23 protein-coding genes and 1 pseudogene are annotated in these 18,130 nt (G+C 50.8%); 8 read left to right on the forward strand and 16 right to left on the reverse strand.

Features of this window, described 5'->3' with window-relative positions:
- The first annotated feature begins 3 nt into the window (after positions 1–3).
- From DWZ67_RS01910 to DWZ67_RS01930, 5 genes and pseudogenes are all read left to right on the forward strand, one after another.
- Positions 4–600 carry a hypothetical protein gene (locus DWZ67_RS01910; protein WP_120138023.1) on the forward strand — a complete coding sequence of 199 codons (597 nt, stop codon included), beginning with the start codon at positions 4–6 and terminating at the stop codon, positions 598–600.
- An 11-nt stretch (positions 601–611) separates the two neighbouring features.
- Positions 612–821, forward strand: a complete 210-nt coding sequence (locus tag DWZ67_RS01915; protein ID WP_120138024.1) for a hypothetical protein — start codon at positions 612–614, stop codon at positions 819–821.
- A gap of 10 nt (positions 822–831) precedes the next feature.
- Positions 832–1,902 (forward strand): LPD29 domain-containing protein, encoded by a 1,071-nt coding sequence (locus DWZ67_RS01920; protein ID WP_120138025.1) that lies wholly within the window; start codon positions 832–834, stop codon positions 1,900–1,902.
- A complete protein-coding gene (locus DWZ67_RS01925; protein ID WP_057281950.1) occupies positions 1,899–2,231 on the forward strand; it encodes a hypothetical protein in 333 nt (110 codons plus the stop codon). The genes DWZ67_RS01920 and DWZ67_RS01925 overlap by 4 nt, the downstream gene beginning before the upstream one ends.
- A 4-nt stretch (positions 2,232–2,235) precedes the next feature.
- A pseudogene (locus tag DWZ67_RS01930) lies at positions 2,236–2,949 on the forward strand (hypothetical protein).
- A gap of 54 nt (positions 2,950–3,003) precedes the next feature.
- Here the strand turns inward: DWZ67_RS01930 and DWZ67_RS01935 are convergent.
- Entirely contained in the window at positions 3,004–3,348 is a 345-nt protein-coding gene (locus tag DWZ67_RS01935) for a hypothetical protein (protein ID WP_120138026.1), read from the reverse strand.
- Positions 3,349–3,683: 335 nt separating this feature from the next.
- Here DWZ67_RS01935 and DWZ67_RS01945 point away from each other — a divergent pair, with 335 nt between their 5' ends.
- The 3 genes from DWZ67_RS01945 to DWZ67_RS01955 all read left to right on the forward strand — a co-directional run bounded on the left by DWZ67_RS01945 (position 3,684) and on the right by DWZ67_RS01955 (position 6,116).
- Entirely contained in the window at positions 3,684–3,974 is a 291-nt protein-coding gene (locus DWZ67_RS01945; RefSeq protein WP_055172636.1) for a DUF4120 family protein, read from the forward strand.
- A gap of 41 nt (positions 3,975–4,015) precedes the next feature.
- Complete coding sequence (locus DWZ67_RS01950) at positions 4,016–4,939, forward strand: hypothetical protein (protein WP_055172638.1); 924 nt, start codon at positions 4,016–4,018, stop codon at positions 4,937–4,939.
- Positions 4,940–5,051: 112 nt separating this feature from the next.
- A complete protein-coding gene (locus tag DWZ67_RS01955) occupies positions 5,052–6,116 on the forward strand; it encodes a DUF1848 domain-containing protein (protein WP_120138134.1) in 1,065 nt (354 codons plus the stop codon).
- 58 nt (positions 6,117–6,174) lie between these two features.
- On the opposite strand, the gene DWZ67_RS01960 is transcribed toward DWZ67_RS01955, so the two are convergent.
- From DWZ67_RS01960 to DWZ67_RS02030, 15 genes are all read right to left on the reverse strand, one after another.
- The gene (locus DWZ67_RS01960; protein WP_120138027.1) at positions 6,175–6,687 is read right to left on the reverse strand and encodes a glycoside hydrolase family protein; all 513 of its coding nucleotides are present in this window, start codon (positions 6,685–6,687) and stop codon (positions 6,175–6,177) included.
- Positions 6,688–6,700: 13 nt separating this feature from the next.
- Positions 6,701–7,192, reverse strand: a complete 492-nt coding sequence (locus DWZ67_RS01965; protein ID WP_165852452.1) for a DUF3872 domain-containing protein — start codon at positions 7,190–7,192, stop codon at positions 6,701–6,703.
- A 45-nt stretch (positions 7,193–7,237) separates the two neighbouring features.
- On the reverse strand, positions 7,238–8,116 hold the full coding sequence (locus tag DWZ67_RS01970) for a toprim domain-containing protein (protein WP_120138028.1): 879 nt from the start codon (positions 8,114–8,116) through the stop codon (positions 7,238–7,240).
- A 6-nt stretch (positions 8,117–8,122) separates the two neighbouring features.
- Entirely contained in the window at positions 8,123–8,695 is a 573-nt protein-coding gene (locus DWZ67_RS01975) for a conjugal transfer protein TraO (protein WP_120138136.1), read from the reverse strand.
- 2 nt (positions 8,696–8,697) lie between these two features.
- Positions 8,698–9,669 (reverse strand): conjugative transposon protein TraN, encoded by a 972-nt coding sequence (gene traN, locus DWZ67_RS01980; protein ID WP_120138029.1) that lies wholly within the window; start codon positions 9,667–9,669, stop codon positions 8,698–8,700.
- A gap of 20 nt (positions 9,670–9,689) precedes the next feature.
- Positions 9,690–10,982 (reverse strand): conjugative transposon protein TraM, encoded by a 1,293-nt coding sequence (gene traM / locus DWZ67_RS01985; protein ID WP_120138030.1) that lies wholly within the window; start codon positions 10,980–10,982, stop codon positions 9,690–9,692.
- 4 nt (positions 10,983–10,986) lie between these two features.
- Positions 10,987–11,280 (reverse strand): TraL conjugative transposon family protein, encoded by a 294-nt coding sequence (locus DWZ67_RS01990; protein ID WP_120138031.1) that lies wholly within the window; start codon positions 11,278–11,280, stop codon positions 10,987–10,989.
- A 12-nt stretch (positions 11,281–11,292) separates the two neighbouring features.
- Positions 11,293–11,916: a conjugative transposon protein TraK gene (gene traK, locus DWZ67_RS01995; RefSeq protein ID WP_120138032.1), complete on the reverse strand. Its 624-nt coding sequence runs from the start codon at positions 11,914–11,916 to the stop codon at positions 11,293–11,295.
- A 20-nt stretch (positions 11,917–11,936) separates the two neighbouring features.
- Positions 11,937–12,941, reverse strand: a complete 1,005-nt coding sequence (gene traJ, locus DWZ67_RS02000; RefSeq protein WP_032944415.1) for a conjugative transposon protein TraJ — start codon at positions 12,939–12,941, stop codon at positions 11,937–11,939.
- Between the two features lie 18 nt (positions 12,942–12,959).
- Positions 12,960–13,592 carry a DUF4141 domain-containing protein gene (locus DWZ67_RS02005; protein WP_055172651.1) on the reverse strand — a complete coding sequence of 211 codons (633 nt, stop codon included), beginning with the start codon at positions 13,590–13,592 and terminating at the stop codon, positions 12,960–12,962.
- 40 nt (positions 13,593–13,632) lie between these two features.
- The gene (locus tag DWZ67_RS02010; protein ID WP_120138033.1) at positions 13,633–14,247 is read right to left on the reverse strand and encodes a hypothetical protein; all 615 of its coding nucleotides are present in this window, start codon (positions 14,245–14,247) and stop codon (positions 13,633–13,635) included.
- Between the two features lie 33 nt (positions 14,248–14,280).
- Positions 14,281–16,779 carry a TraG family conjugative transposon ATPase gene (locus DWZ67_RS02015; RefSeq protein ID WP_120138034.1) on the reverse strand — a complete coding sequence of 833 codons (2,499 nt, stop codon included), beginning with the start codon at positions 16,777–16,779 and terminating at the stop codon, positions 14,281–14,283.
- Positions 16,776–17,108 carry a DUF4133 domain-containing protein gene (locus DWZ67_RS02020; protein ID WP_120138035.1) on the reverse strand — a complete coding sequence of 111 codons (333 nt, stop codon included), beginning with the start codon at positions 17,106–17,108 and terminating at the stop codon, positions 16,776–16,778. The genes DWZ67_RS02015 and DWZ67_RS02020 overlap by 4 nt, the downstream gene beginning before the upstream one ends.
- 2 nt (positions 17,109–17,110) lie before the next feature.
- Entirely contained in the window at positions 17,111–17,407 is a 297-nt protein-coding gene (locus DWZ67_RS02025) for a DUF4134 domain-containing protein (protein WP_072544864.1), read from the reverse strand.
- Between the two features lie 296 nt (positions 17,408–17,703).
- Positions 17,704–18,036 (reverse strand): hypothetical protein, encoded by a 333-nt coding sequence (locus tag DWZ67_RS02030; protein ID WP_120138137.1) that lies wholly within the window; start codon positions 18,034–18,036, stop codon positions 17,704–17,706.
- Between the last annotated feature and the right edge of the window lie 94 nt (positions 18,037–18,130).

Below are 18,130 nucleotides of genomic sequence, written 5' to 3' on the forward strand. Positions count from 1 at the left end.
ATTATGAAATATCAAGCGGAAAATGCAGTCTCCAGCTTCTTCTATTACATGTGGAATGCCTGGTGCGAGGAAGAGTGCAGGACAGTATTCAAGGAAATGCACCCACACTTTTGGGAAAAATGGTCTCTGATGACGGACAAGGGAATATTCGGAGCAGCTGAACGGTTCTATGCGGAACTGACGGACCGTTACAGGGAAAAGCTGGTGGAACGGGCCGTCAGCCTGTATGACGGCAAAGCCAGGCGCAAACATCCGGACGATTCCGAAATCAAGGTGTGCAGTGATTGCGGTTCAACAGAGATTGAAATCCAGGCATGGGTGGATGTAAACACGAATGAATACCATAGTGACGTGGACGATGACATCTGGTGTTCCCGGTGCGAGGACAATGTGGAGACCTGCTCCAAACAATCCTTTCTGGAAAAGATGCAGGAATGGTGGAAATCCAACAGCACCGATAACCTTGAATACCTGACCGGATTCAAGACATCCGATTTCCCTTCAGCCAATTCCGGACAGACATTCGCCGAGGCCGCCGACGAATGGTGGAACGGCAAAAACTATGACGAGAAGAGGAACATATACCTGACAAACAATTAAAGACAACGGCTATGGCACGGAACATCATTGACCTGATCTGCAACTCATGCAGTTGCGGCAAGGAAGAGGCACAGGAATACCAGGACGACGAGATAAGAAACCTGCAGGAACTTCAGGAAGACAACGACCTGAGATGCGAAGACTTCGAAATCGCGTGCAGCAACCTCGGACTCGACCAGGACTGGCAGATATATTTCATCAACCGTCTTGCGGGACTTTAATATCTACACTATGACTTATTTTCAGAACATACACTCACTGGCGGAGCTGAAAAAAGAATACCGCCGTCTGGCAATGCTTCACCACCCGGACAAGGGTGGTGACACTGCCCTCATGCAGCAGGTGAATACCGAATTCGGAAAGCTGTTCGAAGTCTGGAAAGACAAGCCTTGCGTTTCCACAACCCCGACAGGCTACGAACACGACTTTCAGGATGCCACCGCAAAGGAATACACCGAATACGTGTACAATGAATACCGCTGGAAAGGGCGCAACTACAACGGGCAGTCCGCGCCGGAAATCACGGAACTGGTCAGGGCATGGCTCAAGGAGACCTATCCGAGATACACCTTCTCGGTCCGCAGGGACGGATACAACTCAATCCTTATCCGGCTGATGAAAGCGGATTTCGAGGCTTTCACCAGAAAATCCGGCAAGGTACAGGGAGACATCAACCACTACAACATCCAGGCATCGGACAGTCTGACCGACCGGGCCAAGAGGGTGATGACAAACGTCAGGGATTTTGTGATGTCATACAATTTCGATGAAAGCGACCCCATGACCGACTATTTCCACACCAACTTCTACCTCACGCTCGGAATCGGCAGCTACAGACAGCCGTACCGGATGGAACTGCCGAAGATTACGGGAAAAGACACTCCTGAAGTGTTCAGGTATCCTGAAGGACCTGCACACAAGGCTATGCGACAGGCACTGGGCAAGGCGCGTTTCGGCTTCATCGAGAGCCGGAAGCATATCGGGGAAATGATACTCGGAGAAGACTTTTACGGCTCACAGGGAGAACATTATTTCTGGCCCAAGGAGTATTCAAGCGCGAAGACGGCACAGAAACGCATCGGAAAACTGGAGGCAGCCGGAATGCACTGCGAACTGACAGGCTGCAATGGCGGATACATACGCCTGCTCGGATATACTCCGGAGACGGAAAGCAGTCTGGAACGAGAAAGGCAGGAATATGCCACGGCATACCGGAAGTGGGTGTCAGAACACGGCATATCCCCAAATACGGGAACAGTACACCAGAACATTTCAAATCCAATCAGACAGATACAATTATGACAAACAGGGAAATCATCAGAGAACTGAAACGCTGCGGCTACAGCCGGGTGGACATTGATACGGACAGTAGAGCCGCAAAGACTTTCTACACCTACCGTGGCGGGCTTCATATCAACGGTACGGAAGATCTGTCATTCCATATCGTACCGCCACAGGACAGTCTCGGACTGGGACGGTTTGCAATATGCGCCACCCGTAACGGGGAAAGCTCACAGCTGGGGACAGACCAAGCCCCGTTCTTTTTCCGGTGGCTGTTCGCCTTCCTCAAAGGTGAGAGAAAAGAGAATGAGATAATAGATGGAATATGTACCGACAGAAAAACAGAATAGAAATATGAAAGCAAAAGTATTGAAATACAAGTTTGACGGCAACACCATCGTTGCCCCATACATGGAACTTGAACCGTATGCGGAGAATGTATTCATCTCGCTGGCAAGAAAAAACGAATATGGAAACGAAAGTGAAGACAGTTTCCATGTAATCTGCAAGATAGGTGATATCCATTTTTCCTGTGGACAATATTCACGCAGAATCCTTGACAAGGAGGGTCACCGGGAAGAAGCAGCGACCTATTGCAGAAACTGGATTGAAAACACCCTGAAGGATGCAGAGGATGGAAAAATCATCCCACTCTTGTCTGTCCATGTATTCAAAGAACTCGGTCTTGACCCGACACCTTTGGTACAGGCCCGTGAGACGTATGCAAAAAGGCAAAAAGAAAAGCGACTGGAACGGAAAAGAAAAGAAGAACTGGAAAGAAAGGAGAAAGAAACCCGATGGTAACAGTTGCTTGACGAGAACAAACAGAAATTCCTGAGCGGTGAGAAAATAACGGCAGAAATGTTTCTTGAAATCACCGGAAGGGACGGATTTGACATCCATATCAGAACCAAAGGGACATTCAACCGACATGTGGCAGCAATCGACCGGAACGGAACCGTCAGTTTCCGGAAATACAAAGGCCGCCGTACTCCCGACTTCAGCGGATGCCATAAGGCTGTAGCCGACTATCTTGCATTTTTTGCCGGAAATGAAATCAGAAAATAAAATCCAAAGCGGTAACAGCCATCCTATGCAATTGTTACCGCTATTATCTGAATTTTACAGCTTCCTGTTCAGTACCATCGCCAAGGGATATATAAACTGGTTATAAACCTTGAGCTTCTTCAGATCCAGCACATACCCTGCATAGGGATTGGTACAGTCCGAATAGAAAAACACATCGGTAAAACCCGCATGTTCCTTTATGATTTCACCTTCCAGGGGAATCTCGTCCACATCAAAATCCTCCAGAGGCAGTTCCTCCAGACGGGCATGTTCCCCATTGCCCAACACATTGAGATTACGGTTGAACAGCACGTATCCCCGCTTACTGTAATCCACGCGCATACCATACGGACGCTCCACAAGGAAAGCATCCGCAGCTTTCTTTATATAATCTTCCATGATTTTTCAAATTAGGATTTGCAAAAGTACACCATTCCTTTGTCAAAGACGAACAAATCAATGGGTTTCTCACCGACATACCTGCAAGAAAATACAACGACACACAACCTGTATATTTTATTTTCCTCCCTGCAAAGGTAGTCCCGTGTCCAACGTATCCGGACAAGGTCAGGCCCCTATGGGGTTGGCTGAAAGAAAATCATCCTCGCCGATGGCTGCGGTATTTTCTTTCGCCAAACCTTGCGGGTACGGTCACGGGACAGTCAGGCAGGTGAAAAATAAAAAATACCGGCTCTCGGAGCCGGACGTGTTTAACAGATAAAATACAATGAGTCATGAAAATCCTGAATGAAGAACATTTCCAGAATGTAAAGCGTTACGCCGAATCCATCGGTGACACATCACTCCAGAATTGTCTGGACAGACTGAAAAAATGGGAGGAGAATCCAGACCATCCAAGCGAAATCTCGCTCTATTATGACCATGCTCCGTACTCGTTCGGCTTCACGCAACGCTATCCCGACGGAAGCATCGGCATCGTGGGCGGTCTGCTCTATCACGGAATACCCGACCAATCCTTTGCCGTGACACTTGAACCGTTCCACGGATGGCAGATACATACCTAAAAACAGACAATCATAGTATTAACTTTATAAAATTCAAGATTATGGAAGCAATGGCAGTATTGGAAAAACAACAGCAGTTTGATTTTCAGAACAACGGAATCGAAGTAATGAACTTCGAGACTCTCCAACGTACCTACAAGGAGAATGACATCTACGGCAAGCCTGTCCAGGGCATCTATCACTACCAGGTCCTGCAGCGTATGATGGACATTTGCGAGAAGTACAACCTCGATTACGAGGTGGAAGAAATCTTCGCGGCACAGAACAGGAACAAGACACAGCCGGGAGTAAGCATTCTCCCGCAGGTGGAACAGACACTTGGTGAAAAAGCAGTGGAAGCCCACATACTCCGACGCATCTTCGCTACCATCCGGATCAAGGACTGGGAAACGGACGAGCTGACAACAACGCTGGTCGTCGCCTATCATCAGGACGGCATACAGGCTGCCATAGGCCCGTGCGTGAAAGTATGCCATAACCAGTGTATCCTCTCGCCGGAAAGGAGCATCTGCAATTACGGGAAGAACAAGGTGACAACGGAAGGGGTATTCGAGACGGTGGACGGATGGCTGGCAAACTTCGAGGTGAACATGAACGAGGACATCGCAAGGATTCAGCGACTGAAACGCAGAATCGTCTCACTGGAGGAAGTATATATGTATATCGGACTGCTGACAGCGTTGCGTGTCTCCCATGACAGTTCGGACAGGAACCTGTCATCCTCCGTGGAAACCTACCCGCTTAACCAGAGCCAGATTTCCATCTTCACGGAAGAGGTGCTGAAACTGGTCCGCGAAAAGGGACAGGTTACCGCTTGGGACTTGTATAATGTAGCGACTGAGATATATAAGCCGGGCAGAACGGATTTCCCGGCACTGATTCCGCAGAACGGAGCAATGGCGGAACTCCTGCTTTCCCGTCTGCCCTCAGAGGTGGAGATACAGGATGCCGTTCTGGTAGGCTGAACAGCTACAGAATGAAATATTCATATTATTTTTGCATAGAAACAAACCAATGACATATCAACAACCCGGACAGGCGTTCATAACCGACGCCTGTCTTTATAATCTTAACAATATGACTTGGAAAAAAGCAAATATCATCATAGACGGTCAAAAAATGGAAGTTCCGGCTCCCGACATCATATCGGCAAGCCGCAGCACGGACATCCCGGCATTCTATGCGGACTGGTTCTTCCATCGGCTCGAAACCGGCTATTCCGTGTGGAACAACCCGTTCAACGGAAAAAAGAGCTATATCTCTTACCAAAATACAAGATTCATAGTGTTTTGGTCGAAAAATCCCAAACCTCTTCTTCCTTATCTGCCGATCCTGAAAGAAAGAGGTATCGGTTGCTATATCCAGTTCACTTTGAATGATTATGAGGAAGACGGACTGGAAACCGGTGTCCCTCCGCTGACAGAACGTATTGAAACATTCAGGACTCTTTCCGATATATTGGGTAAAGAAGCCGTAATATGGCGATTCGATCCGCTGATACTCACAGACAACATATCCGTGGATACTCTGATTGAAAAGATCGAACGTGTGGGAACGGAGATACACAATTGTACGGAAAAGCTGGTTTTCAGTTTTGCAGACATAGACTCGTACAGAAAGGTCAAGGCCAACATGACAGACAGCGGAATCCCGTATCATGAATGGAATAAAGAAAAAATGAAGGAACTTGCCGGAAAACTGACGGTACTGAACCGTAACAGAGGATGGAATCTGGAGCTGGCTACCTGCGGCGAAAATCTGGATTTTGGTAAATACAGGATATCCCGTAACCGCTGCATCGACGGTGACCTGATAGCACGTCTGGCATGGAAAGACAAGGAACTGATGTCTGCATTGGGAGTCACCATACAGGAAATGCCGTCTCCAGCCTTTTTCGACATGAATGACCTTCCTTACGGTGCTGTGCTTCTACCTGGGAACAAATACTTCGTCAGCAATCACAAAAAGGATCCGGGGCAACGTGCCTCATGCGGATGTATGGCAGCCAAGGATATCGGGGAATACAATACCTGCCCCCATCTCTGCGAATACTGCTATGCAAATTCAAGCAAAAAATCGGCAATCATGAACTGGGAAATGCACCGGCAGAACCCTATGACGGAAACGATAACCGGAAAGTAGAACAACAGACGAGGAAGAAACTGACAGTCAAAAGACTGAAAGATTCTTCCTCGTTTTTTTATTCCTCGAAGAGCAGCATATATTCCACCTTCCTTCTCCGTTCAATGCTCGGCACTACCTTGCCTTTGTAACACCGGAAGGAAACATACTCCTTATAGATATTCCTGTCACCTGCCTCCAGCTTCTTCAACAATTTGCTTTTGGGCATTTTGCCGTAACCTTTCAGACGGTATGCCCCCACATTGTAGCTCAAAACAGCGGCAATCAGCGAATCACGTCCCAGATAACTGAACATACGGCACAGCTTGCGTAAATCCGCTCTCAGGATTGAATCACCCTGTTCTTTTGTAATGTCATTGGTCAGCCTTTCCCCGGGAAGGACCTTATGCCCGTACCCGACATAAGGCCAGTGTCTTTTTTCTCCATGCCAGCCCTCGAACCGCTTAATGCACTCAACCGCAAGGCTGAACCTATCCTGTTTCTCCCTTACCGGATTCTCCGCCCGCAACGGTATGCTCCCGAAGCAGGCTATGGCGAAAAATGCCGCAAACAATTTTGCTCTTATTCCCATAGGCAGGTCAGGTTCATTGTGATACGATGACGACAGGCTGTTCCTTGCCGCCGGAAGTAACCACAGTATCCTCGTCCTCCGTCTCATTGTTGAAATCGAAGGTCAGCTGAAAAAGCTGTGCCGGCTCGCTGTTGTCCTCAAAATAGATGTCGATACTCTGCTGGTCCTCACACTCCGAGGTGTAATAAAGGCGGAACACCTCCCTGTCCAGGGGATAACGGTCGTTGGGCAGCAACACCATCCCGTCGTCCATGCGCAGCTTGCCTTCACCGTCCGGCTGGAAATAACGGATGGTATATCGGGCATCAGAGAACCGTCCTTCACGTTTCAGTTCACAGCGGATTTCAACGGTTTCACCCTTCACAATACGTGTGGGAACCGGCATCGTCTCCACCGTAAAGGGATAGGACTGCTGCACGTCAAGGTCATCGCTGCACGAGGTCAGCATACCGAAGGTCAGGCCCATCAGGGCGCATACAAGGACATACAGCCCTTTTCTGTTCATATTAGGTTTCATATTCATTTCTTGTTTTAACGGTTTATAAAAAAATTACTGTTCAGGCGGAAAATTACTTTCCAGGTATTCGTTCAGGTCCTTGCATCCGGCATACAGGTCGGAACAGTCGTCAATCCTGTCACCGTAGCGTTTCCGGAGAACGGCCAGCGTCCTTCTTCCGGCATCGTCATTGTCCAGGTAGCACCGGATCTTCCCGTAATTGTCCAGATAAGGGAACGAGCGTTCAAGCAGGGAGACCGAATTGAAGACCAGATAATCCTCACCGCGGCTGATACCGAGTACCTTCCATGAAAGAAAGTCGATAAAGCCCTCAAAAAGGTTACAGGTAAGCGAGCCGTTACGGATGAGGGAAATGTCCTTGGGCGGCAGACACCATTTCATGAATCTGGTCCGCAGCTCATAGCCTCCGCCCATATTCCTGAAACCGACAGCGAAATACCGCTTGCCGTACAGACGGAACCGTATTTCCTCGCACTCCGCACGGGCGATTTCCTCTGGAATACCGCGTCCCTTCAGATAGCCAAGCAGTGCATTACACCGCAAGGGACCGCAAACCACCTCCTCGAAGCGGGAAGGCTCCTTGCGCATTTCTGTCCTGACACTTTCCTTTTCTCTTTTCTGTCCGACATATTCAGGTATAGTTCCTCCATATACTCCGGCGATGAACCTCGCCTGTGCCATGAAGCCGTCACTTCCTGAAAGCTCCCCCGCAAGGGTGAAGATGTCGCCTCCATGTCCGGTACCGAAGTCATGCCATACACCCTTACGGGTATTCACATGGAACGAAGGTGTCCTTTCCTCACGGCACGGGGAGAGATACCAGCATTCGTCGCCGTGCCTTCTGACGGGCTCATGTCCCAGACGGGACAGGAATTCCTCAATGGGAATGCCTCTTATCATCTCTATATCCATAGGCGTCTAATTGATGATGAAACGGACTCCAAGCCCGAACTGTGTCGTGAACTTTCCCAGAGAACTGCCCCATAGCGCACGTTCGTGCACATGGGCAAGCAGCACGATACGGTCAGTCACATAGCTTTCCAGCTCCAGCGTCAGGGCTCCGCCATAGACAAATGCATCACGGTAGGAAAGCATGGAACCGTCATACAGAACCTTTTCTCCCCAGTTCAACGTTTCATATCCCACCAGGGCAGAACCGCCTACAGAAAGGAAGAATATCTTCGCCGGGTCGGACAGGAACTTCAAATAATAGCCGCCCTCGGCAGTAAACTGGGCCCGTGGGACGGAAGTCCCGCGATAGCCGTAGTTCTTCAGCAGGTATTCCACGCCAGCCACCCAATGGTTGGCCTTTTTCGTATATCCCGAAACGGCAAAGCCCGTGTACCAGTCAACCGGTGATTTCAGGTTTCCGGCAAAGCCTCCCCTGAGTTCCACGCCCTTCATTCCCGGAAGGTAACGCTGGGCGTATGCCTGCCCCGATGACAGGGCAAGCGATACGCATACAGCAAAAAGAAACAAATACTTCTTCATGGTCATTTCACTTTAAGTTCATTGATCACCCTCGCTCTCACGATGTCCTCACTCTCCACGGTGAAGGTCTGGTGACGGCCTCCGCTCTTCTCGTGCATCTCCACCACCAGCATCTTGTCGGCGGGAATAGTGAACTTGTCAAAGACAAAGACAGTACGCTCATCCTTCTTTCCGGCGACAGCCGTGGCATAGTTGTAGGCACGCAGTGGAAATATCACCTGCTCCTGGATAGCCGTACGCTTGAGTACCTTCTTGTCCACAATCTTGAACGTCACGAAATCCACCTCATAAGGCACATTCGACGTGTTCTTCACCTGAGTGTGGAAATAGAGCAGCCCGTTATGGGTATAGAGCCCGCGCAGCAGGTACTGGATGCCGAACGCCTTGCTCCCGATATGCTTGATATGACGTCTGTTATCCTTGTGGATGGCCTTGGATATAAGGTGTACCAGCTTGGGCGACTCGCTGCCGAGTTCCTTCAGGTAGATGTCAAGGGCATTGTTCGGGCGGTTCACCTCGCTGCCGTCATGAACAAAATCGGCCATCTCGATGTTGAGCAGCAGAGGCTCATCGGCATACTTCACATTGAAGGTGTAGAAACTTCCGCTTTCGGTAATCACCGACATGTTGGTCTCCTCACGGAAGTTCTTTCTGGTAGCCTTTACCCTGATTACATTCTCAGAACCGTCCGCCTTGCCCGCAATCAGATTCGGAGAACCGAGATCCACGTAACGGACAGCCGAGGGAAAGATGATATGGGTCGTCTTGTCATACGTCACTTCCAGACCGTAAGGCGGAATCATCCGGTCAAAGGTGAGCTTTCTGGACAGCCCGTGATAGAGGTCGCCGTCCTCCTGCTGCGGATAGATATCCGCCTTCAGGGTCAAATCATTTACGGCCGTGGTATCAGCCGACTGTGCATGTGCACTTGCAATGCCGCCTGCGAGGGCAAGCATCAAAAGAATCTTTTTCATGTCTTTACTGTTTTAATGGGTTATTGATTGTTGTTCTGATAAAGCATCAGTCCGTAGCCTGATTTGAGGTGTACCTTCTCCTCGCGCATCTTTTTGGAGATGTACTGCGACACGCCCTGTATGGCCCCTCGTCCAAGCTCGGAGAGAAGCTGGTCGCCTGCCGACTGGTTGGTGATGGAGATGGTCGTGCCGAGATTCTGTCCCATGTTGGCGGCCACTTCCCTTACCGCATTCGCTTCCGTCGAACCGGGAATGAATATCCCGGCCTGTCCGTCACTGTCCAGCACGGTCAGTTCCACGGGAATGACATTGCCGTCATATTCGACCTGCAGGATTTCAATGCCAAGCCGCTCGCCCTGGATACGTCCCTCACCGGTCAGCAAGGTATTGCGGGGAAGCACATATCTTCCCACACGCATGGCCTCCAGCAGCCTGAGACGCACGCTTTGTCCGCTGATAACGGTCTGGTCGCCATGCACGCAGGCCCGTATGGTATTCCTCGCCATCTGTGTCCCGGCACTGCCCACAGCCGTATGGAAGCCGATATCCGCACCGGAAAGCAGTCTCGCGAACTGCACCGAATCGGCAAGAGGATGAGGAAGGGACGACACGACCGGAGAGGAAACCAGCCCGACGGGAACGGCTTTCGCCTTCCTCTCCCTTGAGGGGCTTTCCGTCTCCTGACTCTCCGCTGTTCCCGTGCTGCCGCCCGAAGGCATATATTTGGCGGCAAGCTCATAGGACTTCTCCAGCAGGGCCACCTGCTCCTCGTAGCTCGGTCCGGCCGTCTGCGTTGCGGCAGCCTGGCGGAGCTGTTCCACCTCTGCTTTCAGCGCCTCTTTCTCCGGGTCTTCCTCCGGACTCTCGTAAAAGCTGCCGAGCGTGGCGTTGATGTCGTTGTAGGCCGAGGCGGAAGAGGCGAAGGCTCCCGTCCTGCCGTTTCCTACGGAACGGTACACACGGCTTTCATTTTCACTTCCAATCTCCTGAGCCGGTTCTGTTTCCGGGACATTCTCCTGTCTGTGTCCATCGGCCAGGGCGGAGAAGTCGGCCAGCGTACGCTTCTTCTCCTCCTGTCGGCGAATCAGGTCCGCCTGCTCATAGGCAGCCATCTTGTCCGCCTCGATACCCGTACCCCTCGGGTCGGGAAGTTCGGCATTGAAGCCCGTCTTCCTTTCCGCCTCCTGCCTCTCTTTCTCAGACGGGGCGAAAATCAGCCACATGCACCCGAGGAACAGGAGGAACATGCCGATGAAAACCAGATATTTCCTGATTTTCTGCTTCTGTTTTAATTTTTCTGCATCCGTACTCATAACCTTACCTGTTGAACTGGTTAAAAAACTCTTCCATCTCACGGATTTTCATGTCGGAAAGGGTATCCGCCGGCACAAAGTCGGGAACCTCAAGCGGGGTTATCCTGATGATTTCCTGCCGGGCATCCTCCCGTCCGATGTCATAAATCGCACGGAAAATCATGTAGAAATTCACCAGTGCGAAAAGGGAAGCCATCACGATGACGACAATAGCCCTCTGACGGGGTGTAAGCCTGTCACACAGGCCGCGCAGCCTGCCCCCGATACATTCCTTGAACTTTACATACATTTTTCTCATACATACATTGTTTTATCTGTCATACATTCTGATATCCCTGTTCTCCAGCACATGGAACCCTTCCAGGATGAACCCGTGCGGATTGTTGTCACTGCGGGTGGAATTCCGCAACCTGCCATGCGTGACAAGGCTGCGTTCCGTCACGCTCTTCTCACGGATGATGAAAAGGCGTGCGTATGTCATGACATCATACGGATAGGTGTTGAAGTCGCATTTCACGCTGTCTATCTCGATACGCTGGCTGACATTGCCCGAAATTATTCTATTGTAATAACCCTGTTCGGCCAGATCCCCGTAATGGGAATAGGCGGAACGGTCACTCAGGAACATGGCACGCTGTACGTTCCCCTCGATGGCACTCTTATCAGGGGCCAGCGTGAAGAACAGCTCATGGAAACGTCTGACATGTTCCCTTGCCTCTACGGGACGGTTCTGCTCCAGGTTCTGCGAGAGGGCGAGCATGAGCGACTTCCCCTCATCCAGCACATAGATCTTCTGGCGCTGGGCTTCGGCAAAACTGTATGCCTTCCACACGGAATAGCCCACAAGCAGGGTGCAGACACCCAGATAGACTATTCCGAACAGGCGCAGATGCCGGAAGCTGGTCTCGATATTTTTCAATGATTTGAATTCCATTCTTATTCGTTTTATGATTGTTACTTGATTAGTCTTCCGGCCACATTTCCTACAGTAGCTCCTGCGGCACCGCCCACAATGGAGCCCGTCTTGGAAGCAGCCTGATTCACGTTCTTGCCGTAATTTCCCGCACCTCCACCGGCCTGAACAATCCAGTTGGCTACGGTCGGAATCGTGAAATACCCGATGATGCCGATAATCAGGAACGTGATGTACACGGCATTGGAACTGTCCGGAATGAAGTTGGGGTCGGACAGCTGCTCGATGTCCCTCTGAAGCATCAGGGTCTGTATGCGTGCCAGCACGCTGCTGAAAAGATCAGAGACGGGCAGCCACAGATAGATGCTGATATAGCGGACAAACCATTGGCTCAGCGAGGCCTGAAAGCCGTCCCAGCACGAAATGGCAAAGGAAATCGGTCCGAGAATGGAAAGGACAATCAGGAAGAATGTCCTTAGCGTGTCCACCACAAGCGCTGCCGCATTGAACATCAGTTCCAGCAGCTCACGGAAAAAATTCTGCACGGACTTCTTCATGTTGTACATGGCACGGTCCACATACATACCGCAAGCCTCGATAGCGTCCAGAGCTCCCAGTTCATCCAGTTTGTTGTCAAAAGCCTCCTTGTCCACCAGGTAGGCCGTCTCGGGATTCCTCCGCATCGCCTCAATCTCCAGCTTGTCCTTCTGCTGCCGATACTCATTCATGTCAAAGGTTTGCGTCTCCAGAATCCTGTGCGTTCCGGTCACGACGGGTGACAAAATGCTGTTGAGCGTACCCAGCACGATGGTCGGAAAAAACATGATGCAGATACCCAGAGCAAACGGACGCAGCAAAGGGAACACGTCAATAGGTTCGGCCCTGGCCAGTGACTGCCAGACACGATACGCCACATAAAAGAGGGCTCCCAATCCGGCAAGGCCCTTGGCCACGCCGGTCATCTGCGAACAGAGCGGCATCATGTCCGTGTACAGACTTTGCAGGATCTGGTGCAGATTGTCAAAATTCACAGCCAACAATACCATAAGCAATCCTCCCTGAAATTACCAGTAGCGTTCGTTGGGTGAACCGTACAGAGCCATCACACGGTCAAGATCATTCTGTTTCTTGGCACGCAGGTACGACACGCCGATGTTCTTGTTGGTATAGTACTGCACCAGACTGCGGTATTGCAGCATGTCGGTATAACAGCGGTCGATGATGTCCATACGTTCCTTGTCGTTCATCGAAAGGCCGTTCTCGTTGACCACCGTCTTCAGGTCCGTCAGCAGATTGGCACTCTCCTCCAGCAGCTTCGTGTAGCCGAGGGCGATGGCACTCAGTTCCTCAGGGGTGAAATAAGGGTCACTGAGCATACGCTCATAACTGGTCACATAGATTTCCGTGATGTCGCCGACCATCAGGATGGTCTGCTGCACCTTGCGGGCATCGCGTACCAGATTCTTCACCTTCCTAAGGCCGTCATAATACTCCTTGCCCTGCTTGTAAATCTTGACCGTCTCCTGAAAATTGTTGAGCATGTTGCCAGCCGTCGAAGACGTGTGGACGATGTTCTTGGCGGCATTGATGATGCCCTGGGCAAGATTCCCGGGATCGGTCACTACCCATTGGGCGTGTGCCCTGCCTGCCGAAAGGAGGCAGATACAGCATAAGGCTGTCAGAATTCTTTTCTTCATGTCGTTAATCTTTAATGGTTAATAAATCTTTTCCGTTAGTTCAGAGTCCCATCTTGCGGCCTTTCGGCTTAGGACGGACGTTGATGTGCGGTTTTCTCCGCAGTGTTGTTTTCGAAGAGACCGTGCGGGCAGGCCTGATATTCCTGAAGAACTCGTCCGCATAGGGACGTCTGCCGGTCATCCTGACAAATCGGGCATCCAGTTCCCGGTAAGCCTTCTCCGCCTGTTTCCGTATCACATCCTCCGGACTGCTCCTGTCAATGCCGTATTTCACAAGAAAATCCGGGCGGATATGTATCGGGTCATGTACGGAACCCGGCGAGGCGGCAATACTGCCCAGCCTCTCCAGTTCCCCGTTCAGCTTGTCAAGGTATTCAGCCGGAGGACGGGGACACACACTTTCAAAAATCTTCTCCACCGCGTGTGTCAGTCTTGCATCCACCTCCAGAATGTCGGGTACTTCCCCCGTCTGCCTCTTCCGCAGGTATTCGTCAGGAGCCATCCCTTCAAGCTGATGGAACAGACGGTAATCCTCCGTGAGTCCGTAATACTCCTGTATGGAAAGAGGAATATTCCAGCCCTGCATCAGGGACCAGTAGAGGGATGACACGACCTCACGGCGTTTGCTTTCATTAGATTCCAGATCGCTATACATAGATTCAGAAGTTTAATGGGTTGATAAATGATTTCACTTTTTCCTCTTGCTCTCGGCCAGCTGCTTGATTGCCAGCTCGATATTGCCACCCAGCTTCCGGGTAAGCCGCATCAGTTCCAGCTTTTCCGTCTCCTCGGTCGTGTAGGTGCAGTACTCTTCCGGCGAGACCTCTGTGGCATAGACCGCCGACTGTGTTCCGCCAAGACCTATCCACACTTCCTTGTACTTGCGGGACGGGCTGTTGGCCATGTTGATGGAGAGAATCTGGGCACGTTCCTTGTCGGTCAGCCCCAGCAGGGACTGGATTTCATCGAACTTGTTGACATACTTCCTCTGGTCCAACAGAATCTTGCAGTCGCTGTTGTTGATGATGGTTCCCTTGACGATGGGTGAAGAGATGATGTCTTCCACCTCCTGGGTAACGACAACAGCCTCTCCGAAAAACTTTCGGACGGTCTTGAAAAGGTAGCGGATATAGTTGCTCATATTGGCGGATGCCAATGCCTTCCAACATTCCTCAATGAGTATCATCTTTCGGATACCTTTCAGCTTTCGCATCTTGCTGATGAAGGTTTCCATGATGATGATGGTGACAATCGGAAGCAGCACCTTGTTGTCACGGATATTGTCCAGCTCGAAGACAATAAACCGTTTGCCAAGCAAATCAAGCTGTCTGTCGGAATTCAACAGGAAGTCATACTCGCCACCCTTGTAATAAGGTTCCAGCACATTCAGGAATCCCCACACGTCAAAATCCTTCTCCCGTGTACGCTTGGTCTTCAGGATTTCCTGAAATTCGTCTCGGATGAACTCATAGAAGGTGTTGAAGGACGGAACCACGGTACTGTCCGTGCGGATCTTCTCCAGAAAGAGATTGACCGCGTTGGAGAGCGCCACCTCTTCGGCACGTGTCGGCGGCTCGTCGTCACGTTTCCACAGGGTAAGGATAAGCGTCTTGATGGACTCCTTCTTCTCGATATCAAAAGTACCGTCCTCCACGTAGAAAGGATTGAAGGCTATCGGATCGCTCTCCTCATAAGTGAAATAGATGCCGTCCTCGCCATGCGTTCGGGCATGGATAAGGCTGCACAGTCCCTGATAGGAATTTCCCGTGTCCACCAGCAGCACATGCGCTCCCTGTTCGTAATACTGGCGCACCATGTGGTTGGTGAAAAATGACTTTCCGCTGCCCGAAGGTCCGAGGATGAACTTGTTGCGGTTGGTAATCGTACCGTTCTTCATCGGCAGGTCGGAAATGTCCAGATGGACAGGCTTTCCGGTCAGACGGTCCACCATGCGGATGCCAAACGGAGAAAGCGAATCCTTGTAGGACGTTTCCCCGATAAACAGGCACAGGGCCTGCTCGATGAAGGTGTAGAAACTTTCCTCAGACGGAAAATCGCCGGCATTGCCGGGAATGGCCGCCCAGAAGAGTGTCGGCACATCGACCGTGTTGTGGCGGGGCTTGGCCTCCATCAGGGCAATCTGGCTGCCCACATCATTCTTGATACGCTTCAACTTCTCCCGGTCGTCACTCCATGCAAAGACATTGCAATGCGCACGGATGGAAGTGAGCCCCTTGCTGTGCGCCTCGTTCAGATACTCCTCAATCCATTCACGGTTGATCTGGTTGGAACGGCTGTAACGGGACAGCGAATGCATATTGCGGGTGGTCTGCTCGAACTTCCTCAGGTTCTCCGCCGAATCGTCTATGAAGAGATACTGGTTCACGATATGGTTGCACGTGAGCAGTATCCCTATCGGTGCGGCAAAGGAGAGGCGGCAGTCGCTGCGGTCCGTGGACAGCCGTTCATAACGGCTGTCCGTACCCACGGATGACGGCAAATCCTCAGTTTCAGAAAGGGTATGCAGGCAGAGAACATTGTCGCCGACCTTCATTTCCCCGGCTCCGAGAGTGATGTCCTGCAGGCTGGTCGTATTTTCCTGCGAAAGCGAAAAATACTTTTCGATAATGCCCGCGGAGGTTTCCGTACCGGTAATCTCTTCGTCCGTCAGCCTGACCATGCGAACCAGGCCGCTGTCGTTCACGATACGCTCGAACTGCCCGCAGCATTCCAGGAAGCGTGCGACGGTATCCTTGTCCTGCATCTCCTTGGGGATGATAAACCCGCGCGTGAGGGCATTGAAGCTGCTGGTCGTGCGGCTGTGTTCCTTCGTGGTCTTGGTCAGGAACAGATAGCAGGTATGGTTCAGGTACGGCCGTTCGTTGAAATGCCTTTCAAAACTGCGGCTGAGGAAACTCAGGTCGTCACGGCAGATATCAGGTCTGTAGCTCTCCTCGATGAAGATGTCCTGCTTGTGGACGATGCTGTAGTTAGGCAGAACCCGCACTGCCTTCGCCCATGTGGAATGGAGGGCCTCGTACTCGGCGCGTGTCAGCGTGAACACTTCCGGAAGCTCCACCCTGTAGGCCACGGTAATGTCGGCATCCTTGCTGATGATACACCCGTGCTCGACGGCCATCAGCGGAAACCGGCTTTCCAGTGTGGCGGCTTTCATTACATTTCTCATACATTTCGTTTTTTCGGGGTTGGACAAATCAACCGGAGAAAACCCTTCCGGCTGATGATGTAGCGGGGATGGCGGCGCAGCGCCTGCAATTTCATCAGTCCCCATTCACCGTATTTCGTGTTCAGGCGGAAAGTCACCCAGACAAGCACCGAGGCGCAGATGACACCGAAACCGATACATACCCACTGGTCGATGCCTGCCATGTACATGATGACAAACAGGACGAACAGGGCGAGCAGTCCGCCGGCGAAGATGAACAGGTACTGGCTTTTCAGCCCCTTGAACTCAGGGCTGCGGCCGATTCCCTTGTTGATAGGATACTCCGCCATAATCAGAGGAAGAATGAGCGTAAGATTGTGGCGGCTACGATTAAAAAGATACAGGCGCCGAACCAGCTGGCTGCCGTCTTGGAGGTGTCGGGATCTCCCGAGGAAAACTTGGAATAGACCTTCACGCCTCCGATAAGGCCGACCACGGCTCCGATGGCATAAATCAGTTTGGTTCCCGGATCGAAATAGGAAGTGACCATGTTGGTGGCTTCAGTGATACCGCTGATACCATTACCCTGGGCGAAAGCCCCTGTCGTTGCAAGCAGCATCATGGCTGCAAAAAAGAATCTTTTTTTCATGTGTCGAAACTTTTAATTGGTGAGACAAAAAATGATTTCGACCACGAATATATAATGCTTAACTCATTGATTTACAACATTGACGATGCGTGACATCGGGTGTCATTACGTTACATCGGAAAGGGATTTCCAAGCGATATGAAAAAGATTTTTTGGCAGCCGATTGAAAAAAGGAGAATATAAAAACGGGCACTCTCCATGAAAAAATGAGAACGCTGCAACTTGTCAGAATCAAAAAAGCGAAGTCTGAAAACCGGGCGGCTTTCAGACTTCGCTTCATGTCATGTGAACGCAGTTTACTCTGCTGCTGAATCGGAAGAGAAGACACGCTGTTTCCTCTGTTCCTCCTTTTTCTCTTTTTGCAGCTTCTTTTTGAATTCCATTTCCTTCAGAATCTGTTTCAGCGGCCTGACAGTTTCAGGCTGATCGCGCTTGAACCTCTTGAAGTAGATATTCTCTATGAACTGTGGAAGCGGAGCTTTCCACAGCTCCTGTCTGTGGTTGTCAATCTTCCCGAGTTTGTCAGGATTCAGACCAAGTTCACGTGCCATCTGCACATGCCTGTCCGACAGACGGTGACGCTTCTGGGCAGCCATCCATTTTTCCAATATTGCTTTTGTTACTGCCATAATCATTCATTTTTTGCAAAGGTACGAATCTTGCCATTATGATAAGGATATGACTATTTGTATTTTATCCGACGTTGTTTTCTGAAAATGAAGA

It is taken from the genome of Bacteroides sp. AF34-31BH (assembly GCF_003602795.1).
Taxonomy (GTDB): domain Bacteria; phylum Bacteroidota; class Bacteroidia; order Bacteroidales; family Bacteroidaceae; genus Bacteroides; species Bacteroides uniformis.